This is a genomic window from Arthrobacter sp. GCM10027362 (assembly GCF_042679445.1).
GTDB lineage: Bacteria > Actinomycetota > Actinomycetes > Actinomycetales > Micrococcaceae > Crystallibacter.
Window position 1 is genome coordinate 1 of sequence record NZ_JBHTML010000215.1, and the last position, 6147, is coordinate 6147.

9 protein-coding genes and 1 pseudogene are annotated in these 6147 nt (G+C 70.3%); 3 read left to right on the forward strand and 7 right to left on the reverse strand.

All coding sequences use genetic code 11. The annotated features are described in order from the left end of the window. A pseudogene (locus ACFQ36_RS19875) lies at positions 1-298 on the forward strand (hypothetical protein); the annotation flags it as partial. Between the two features lie 76 nt (positions 299-374). After that, positions 375-800, forward strand: coding sequence for a DUF1801 domain-containing protein (locus ACFQ36_RS19880; protein WP_377016796.1), 426 nt, complete (start codon positions 375-377; stop codon positions 798-800). Between the two features lie 106 nt (positions 801-906). Here ACFQ36_RS19880 and ACFQ36_RS19885 read toward each other — a convergent pair whose 3' ends face one another. The 5 genes from ACFQ36_RS19885 to rpsF all read right to left on the reverse strand — a co-directional run bounded on the left by ACFQ36_RS19885 (position 907) and on the right by rpsF (position 3739). Beyond that, positions 907-1746: a PhzF family phenazine biosynthesis protein gene (locus tag ACFQ36_RS19885; protein WP_377016798.1), complete on the reverse strand. Its 840-nt coding sequence runs from the start codon at positions 1744-1746 to the stop codon at positions 907-909. Positions 1747-1924: 178 nt separating this feature from the next. After that, on the reverse strand, positions 1925-2377 hold the full coding sequence (gene rplI, locus ACFQ36_RS19890) for a 50S ribosomal protein L9 (RefSeq protein WP_377016800.1): 453 nt from the start codon (positions 2375-2377) through the stop codon (positions 1925-1927). Positions 2378-2403: 26 nt separating this feature from the next. Next, positions 2404-2643 carry a 30S ribosomal protein S18 gene (gene rpsR, locus ACFQ36_RS19895; protein ID WP_005273147.1) on the reverse strand — a complete coding sequence of 80 codons (240 nt, stop codon included), beginning with the start codon at positions 2641-2643 and terminating at the stop codon, positions 2404-2406. A gap of 152 nt (positions 2644-2795) precedes the next feature. Then, positions 2796-3344, reverse strand: a complete 549-nt coding sequence (locus ACFQ36_RS19900) for a single-stranded DNA-binding protein (protein ID WP_377016802.1) — start codon at positions 3342-3344, stop codon at positions 2796-2798. Between the two features lie 89 nt (positions 3345-3433). Next, positions 3434-3739 carry a 30S ribosomal protein S6 gene (rpsF, locus tag ACFQ36_RS19905; RefSeq protein ID WP_377016804.1) on the reverse strand — a complete coding sequence of 102 codons (306 nt, stop codon included), beginning with the start codon at positions 3737-3739 and terminating at the stop codon, positions 3434-3436. Between the two features lie 237 nt (positions 3740-3976). Here rpsF and ACFQ36_RS19910 point away from each other — a divergent pair, with 237 nt between their 5' ends. Then, a complete protein-coding gene (locus ACFQ36_RS19910; protein WP_377016806.1) occupies positions 3977-4834 on the forward strand; it encodes an LssY C-terminal domain-containing protein in 858 nt (285 codons plus the stop codon). Positions 4835-4948: 114 nt separating this feature from the next. Here ACFQ36_RS19910 and ACFQ36_RS19915 read toward each other — a convergent pair whose 3' ends face one another. Continuing rightward, positions 4949-5722, reverse strand: coding sequence for a response regulator (locus ACFQ36_RS19915; RefSeq protein WP_377016808.1), 774 nt, complete (start codon positions 5720-5722; stop codon positions 4949-4951). Continuing rightward, positions 5697-6147, reverse strand: a 451-nt coding sequence (locus ACFQ36_RS19920) for a sensor histidine kinase (RefSeq protein ID WP_377016810.1), incomplete at its 5' end; no start/stop codon positions are given. The genes ACFQ36_RS19915 and ACFQ36_RS19920, both read right to left, overlap by 26 nt.

Here is a 6147-nt window from a genome sequence, read left to right on the forward strand (position 1 = left end):
CGGCGGCGCCGATGCTCCCGGCAAGCCCTCCCCCGCCGCCGGGTCCGCCCACCCTGCCGCCGAGGCCCCCGCCGCCCACAGGCCGACCCCGTACCGGTACCGGGCCATCGTGTCCAAGGGGGACGAGATCCGCGAGATCGCCAGCACCCGGCTCAATGACGAGGTCTACGCCCGCATCCGCGAGACGGCCCTGTCCGGGGACCTGGAGGCCGCGGCCCGGCTGCTGCGGGAGCATTCGGACGCCGGCGAGCAGGAGGCCCTGGAGTTCGTGGCCCTCATCGGGCCCGAAGAGGACTGAGGCCCCGCCTGGCCGGCACCGCGGCCCGGCAGCACCCGGCCCTGACAATCCCCTGCCGGTCTGGCAGAATCCTTCCATGCCCGGCAGCTCGGAAAACAAGACCCGGCCCACCGACGTGCCCGCGGAAGAATTCCTGGCCCGGGTCCCCCACCCCGTCCGCCGGGCCGACGCCTTCGTGTTGCTGGAGATGATGGGCCGCCTCACCGGCGAGCAGCCGGTCATGTGGGGGCCGTCCATGGTCGGCTTCGGCCGGTACCACTACAGGTACGCCAGCGGCCGCGAGGGCGATGCGCTCGCCGTCGGCTTCTCCCCGCGCCCGGCCAGCCTGGTCCTGTACGGACTGACGTGCGCGCCGGAGGCAGCGGACCTGCTGCCGCAGCTGGGCAAGCACAGGACGGGTGCCGCCTGCCTGTACGTCAACAGGCTGGCCGACGTGGATCCGGAGGTGCTCGGGCGCCTGGTCAGTGCGGGCTTTACCCAGATGACGGCGGTGCACCGCTAGGCGCGGCCCCTGCCGGCCCGCGGTTTGGGAATCCACCGCGATCCCCAAGGCGCAGCGGCTTCCCGTTTCGGGGGAAAGGCCCGCCGGCCGCTTTATGCCGCAGCGGTCAGAGTTCCGCGGTGCCGCGGATGACGGTCCGCACCTCGCCGCCGATCCAGATGTCCTGCCCCTCCGCGGCGACCTCGATCCGGGCATTGCGGCCCAGCCGGGTCCCCTGCCGCACGGTGTAGCGCTGCGGGGCGTGGCCCTCCGCGATCAGCCACTGGGCCAGCGCGGCGTTCAGGCTCCCGGTGGCAGGGTCCTCGGCGGGAACCGGCTCGAACCCCATCAGGGCGCGGACCTCGAAGTCCGCATCGTCCCCGGGCGGGCCGGCGCCCACCAGCCCCACCCCGAAGGGGGCCAGCGCCGCATAGTCGGGTTCGACGTCGAGCACCGCCCGGGCGTCGGTAAGCTGCAGGGCCTGCCACTGCGGGCCGTTGTCCGCCCACTGGTGCCGCAGCACCGTGGAGCGCTCGATGCCCAGCGCCGCACAGATCTTTGCCACGTTCTCCTCCGGCAGCGGCCCCGTGCGGCGCCGGGGCGGGGCGGCGAAGGCCAGCCGCCCGCCGTCGTGCTTCACCGCCACCAGGCCGGCGCCGCACTCCTGCACCACTACGCCGGCGGTCTTGGGCACGCCCCCGTTTTCGAGCCAGACGTGGGCGCTGCCCAGGGTGGGATGCCCCGCGAAGGGCAGTTCGGAACCCGGCGTGAAGATGCGCACCCGGTAGTCCGCGCCCTCCTGGAACGGCGGCAGCAGGAAGGTGGTCTCGGACAGGTTGGTCCAGTTGGCGAACCGCTGCATCTGCGCGTCGGTCAGGTCCGCGGCGGCGGCGACGACGGCCAGCGGGTTACCCAGGCCCGGGCCGGTAGTGAAGACGTCCACCTGGGAGAATGCGTGCGAGGTCACCGACCCAGTCTAAGCGAGGACCGGCGGGGGAAGCCCCGGGCCGGGCACCCGGCGGCCCCCTCCTGCCTGCGGCGGCCCGAGACGGAAATCCCCGTGGACCAATATTTTCCCGGTGCTTAAGGCGCGGAGGGGCCCCACCTGCCGGTGGGGCCCCTCCGCTGGTCCTGGCAGACCTGGCTTACTTGCCGGCGACAACCTTGAGGTTGATCACGGCGGACACGTCCTCGTGCAGACGGACGCTGGCCTGGTAGGTGCCGGTCGACTTGATGTGCTCGGCCAGCTCGACCTTGCGCTTGTCGATCGACCCCAGGCCGGCAGCCTCGACGGCGGCTGCCACGTCGGCCTGCTTGACGGTGCCGAACAGGCGCCCGGACTCGCCGGCCTTGACGGTCAGCGTGACCGGCTTGGCGGACAGGGACGCAGCCAGCTGCTGCGCCTCTTCGAGCGAAGCCACGGCGCGGGCGTCGCGGGCGGCCTTGATGGACTCCACCTGCTTCTCGCCACCCTTGGTCCAGGCCACGGCGAAGCCGCGGGGCAGAAGGTAGTTACGGGCGTACCCGTTCTTCACCTCGACGACGTCGCCGGCGGTGCCCAGACCGGTCACTTCGTGGGTCAAAATGATCTTTGCCATTTTTACTCTCTCCTTTCGCGCTTCGCTTAGCCGCGGCCAGCGCCGGAGTAGGGCAGCAGGGCAACTTCGCGGGCATTCTTGATGGCCTGGGCGATCTTGCGCTGCTCCTGCACGGTCACACCGGTGACGCGGCGGGCACGGATCTTTCCGCGGTCGGAGATGAATTTGCGCAGCAGTGCTACGTCCTTGTAGTCGATGACGGTGACGTCAGCGGCCTTCAAGGGGTTGGACTTTGGTTTGGGCTTGCGAAGTTCAGCCTTAGCCATCGTGGAGCTCCTTATGTCTGGTGGAGCCCGTGGACCTTTGTCCACGGGATGGATTGCGGCGGCGGATGCCGCCTTGATAGTGGTGTCCCAAGAGTGGGGCGCGAGGGTCCCATCGTGGCGACGCAGTCGACACTCTGGGAGCGCACCAATCCCTAGAAGGGCGGTTCGTTGGCGTCCGGGCCGTTGCCCCAGCCGCCGGAGTTGCCCCCGGCCGGTGCGCCCCAGGGATCGTCCTGGGGTGCGGACTGCTGGCCGCCCCAGCCTGCGTTGGCGCCGGCGTTGCCGCCGAAGCCGCCACCGTTGCCGCCGCCGAAGCCGCCCTGCCCGCCGCCGGAGCGCTGGGTGCGGGTGACCTTGGCGGAGGCGTAGCGCAGCGAGGGGCCGATTTCGTCGACCTCAAGCTCGATCACGGTGCGCTTTTCGCCTTCCTTGGTTTCGTAAGAACGCGACTTCAGGCGGCCCTGGACGATCACCCGGGTTCCCTTGGTCAGGGTCTCGGCGACGTTCTCGGCAGCCTCGCGCCACACCGATGCGCGCAGGAACAGGGTTTCCCCGTCCTTCCACTCATTGGTCTGGCGGTCGAAGGTCCGGGGCGTAGACGCAACGGTGAAGTTGGCGACTGCGGAGCCCGACGGAGTGAAACGAAGTTCGGGGTCGTTGGTCAAATTCCCGACGACGGTGATAGTGGTTTCGCCTGCCATGCTGCCTCCTGGTTGCTGCGATCTTGCAAGGGGCCCGCCAACGGGCCCGAAGACTCCTTGCGGAACCTGCGCGGGATAAACCCGGGCGGTTACTTCGAGGAGATCTTCTGCTCCTCCGGACGGATGATCTTGGTGCGCAGGATGGTCTCGTTCAGGCCAAGCTGGCGGTCAAGTTCGGCCGCGGTCGTGGGATTGGCGGTGAAGTTGACGACGGCGTAAATGCCTTCGGACTTCTTCTTGATGTCGTAGGCCAGACGGCGGCGTCCCCAGATGTCGACCTTGTCGACGGTGCCACCATCGGTGCGGACAACGTTGAGGAACTTCTCGAGCGAAGCCTCGACGGTACGCTCGTCAACCTCGGGGTCGATGATTACCATCAGTTCATAAGCACGCATTGTGAACCCACCTCCTTCGGGCTAAGCGGTCACGGTCTTTCCGTAACAGGAGGTTCTATTGCGTTGACTGGCTGCCGGACATGCGGATGCACCTGCCAGGAAGTTGGGTATCGTCCCGAGAAATGCCGGCTTCCGCAGACAGCGCAGACCTTGTCAATAGTACCGGATGGCGGCGGGAAGGCTAAATCCCGGCCGCCGGCGGAGATAAGGCGGGAATAAGGCGGGGATAATAGGACAATGGACGGTGGCAACACCGCGCTTCCCGCGGCGGCGCCGGCGCGCCGCTGGTACCGGCGGCTGGCCGGCACCGTGGTGCTGGCCGCGCAGCGGCTCTTCTACCTGGCCACCACGGTGTTTGCCGGCTGGGCGGTCTATGCGCTGTTCCTCGCCGAGGCCGACGACGACGCGCGGCAGCCCTGGGCCTTCGTCGTTATCTGGGTGCTGGCCGCCTATCTGCTGCTGCCCCGGCTGAACCGCCTGCTCACCCGGATCTACGTGCCCGACTACTTCATCGGCCGGGCCCGGACGGTGGACGGGCTGCTGGGCGACCCGGTGAACCTGGCCGTGATCGGGACCCCGGAGGCGCTGCGCGAAGCCATGGCCGCCGCCGGCTGGACCGAGGCGGATCCGGTGACCTGGCGCAGCAGCTGGCGGATCGTGCGGGATTCGCTGCTGCGGCGCAGTTATCCGGCAGCCCCGGTCAGCGCGCTGTTCGTGTTCGGGCAGAAGCAGACCCTGGCCTTCGAGAAGGAGGTGGCCGGCAGTCCGGCCCAGCGCCACCATGTGCGGTACTGGAGCTGCCCGCCGGGATGGCGGCTGCCGGGCGGTTTCGCCGTGGACCTGGTCGGGGCGGCGACCTTCGACCGGCGGGTGGGGCTGTCCCTGTTCACCTTCCAGATCACGCACAAGATCGCCGAAAACACGGACCAGGAGCGGGACCTCGTGGCGGCCGGCCTGCGTGCCGCGGGGGCTTCGGTCCATACCGTGCGCCACTTCTCCACCGGCTACCACACCCGCGGCGGCGGCGGGGACGCGATCGAGACCGACGGGGACCTGCCCATCATTGCCCTGGGTCCGGCGCGGGAGCGCCCCTAGGGCGGGGCGCGGGGGCCCCGCCGTGGCGCGGCCAGCGACACTGCGGGAGCGCCCCCTAAGCGAAGCGGCAGGGTCCCGTCCCGAGCCGGCGAGGGACCGGGCAGCCGCTGAACGCTAGTAGTCGAGCCCCTGGCTGGGCACCACCAGCCCGGTCTCGTAGGCGTAGACCACCGCCTGCACCCGGTCGCGCAGGTGCAGCTTGGCCAGGATCCGCCGCACGTGGGTCTTCACCGTGGCCTCGGAGAGGAAGAACCGGTAGGCGATCTCGGCGTTGGACAGGCCCTCGGCGATGGCTTCGAGCACCTCCTGCTCGCGCGGGGTCAGGTCATCGAGCAGCGGGTCCCGCTGCACCGGCCGGGCCCCGGTTCCCGGCCCGGCCGGCAGCCCGCGCACATAGGTCTCCAGCAGCCGCTGGGTCACCCGGGGCGCCACCACGGCGTCGCCGCTGGCCACCAGCCGCACGGCGGAGACCAGTTCCGCCGGCGCCACGTCCTTGAGCAGGAAGGCGCTGGCCCCGGCCTGCAGCCCGGCAAAGGCATATTCGTCCAGGTCGAACGTGGTCAGGATGATGATCCGGGCCTCCTGCGGTCCGGCGGCGATCTGCCGGGTGGCCTCGATCCCGTCCAGCACCGGCATCCGCACATCCATCAGCACCACGTCCGGCTCCAGCCGGGCGGTCAGGCGCACCGCTTCGGCGCCGTCGCCCGCCTCGCCGACCACCTCGACGTCGTCCTCACCCTCCAGGATCAGCCGGAAGCCCATGCGCAGCAGGGGCTGGTCATCCACCAGCAGCACCCGCACCGGGCCCGCGGCGTTGCCGCGCCGCCCGCCGGCTGCCGGATGGGCGCCGGCGCCTTCCGCCTCAGGTGTGGTGTTTGCCGGTGACATCGTCCCCGCCCTCCCCCGGCCAGTACAACGTTGCTTCGACGATCCAGCCATCGCGGCCGCCGTGGATGCCGGGCCCGCACTCCACGGTGCCGTTGTAGATCGCGGCGCGTTCACGCATGCCCGCAATCCCCTGCCCCGCGCCCAGCGACTTCGCCGGCACCGTCGCCCGGCCGTCGTCGGCCACCCGGATGTGTATCCGGCCGTCCTCGCGGGTCACCGCCACCTCCACCCGGGACAGGCCGCGCGCGTAGCGGAGCACGTTGGTCAGGGATTCCTGGATGATCCGGTACACCGTGAGCCGGAAGCTGGCATCCTGCGGCAGCTCCGGGCCGGTGGCGACCATCCGCACCGGCAGCCCGGCGGCGCGGAATCCGTCGATCAGGCCGGCCAGCTGCCCGGCGCCCTGCAGCGGCTCCAGCGGCGCG

Bases quoted from the DNA above. Each gene is read 5' to 3' on its own strand.
- rpsF (WP_377016804.1), bottom strand. From the start codon at position 3,739: ATGCGTGCTTATGAACTGATGGTAATCATCGACCCCGAGGTTGACGAG.
- rplI (WP_377016800.1), bottom strand. From the start codon at position 2,377: ATGGCAAAGATCATTTTGACCCACGAAGTGACCGGTCTGGGCACCGCC.
- ACFQ36_RS19915 (WP_377016808.1), bottom strand. From the start codon at position 5,722: ATGTCACCGGCAAACACCACACCTGAGGCGGAAGGCGCCGGCGCCCAT.
- ACFQ36_RS19910 (WP_377016806.1), top strand. From the start codon at position 3,977: ATGGACGGTGGCAACACCGCGCTTCCCGCGGCGGCGCCGGCGCGCCGC.
- ACFQ36_RS19880 (WP_377016796.1), top strand. From the start codon at position 375: ATGCCCGGCAGCTCGGAAAACAAGACCCGGCCCACCGACGTGCCCGCG.
- ACFQ36_RS19900 (WP_377016802.1), bottom strand. From the start codon at position 3,344: ATGGCAGGCGAAACCACTATCACCGTCGTCGGGAATTTGACCAACGAC.
- rpsR (WP_005273147.1), bottom strand. From the start codon at position 2,643: ATGGCTAAGGCTGAACTTCGCAAGCCCAAACCAAAGTCCAACCCCTTG.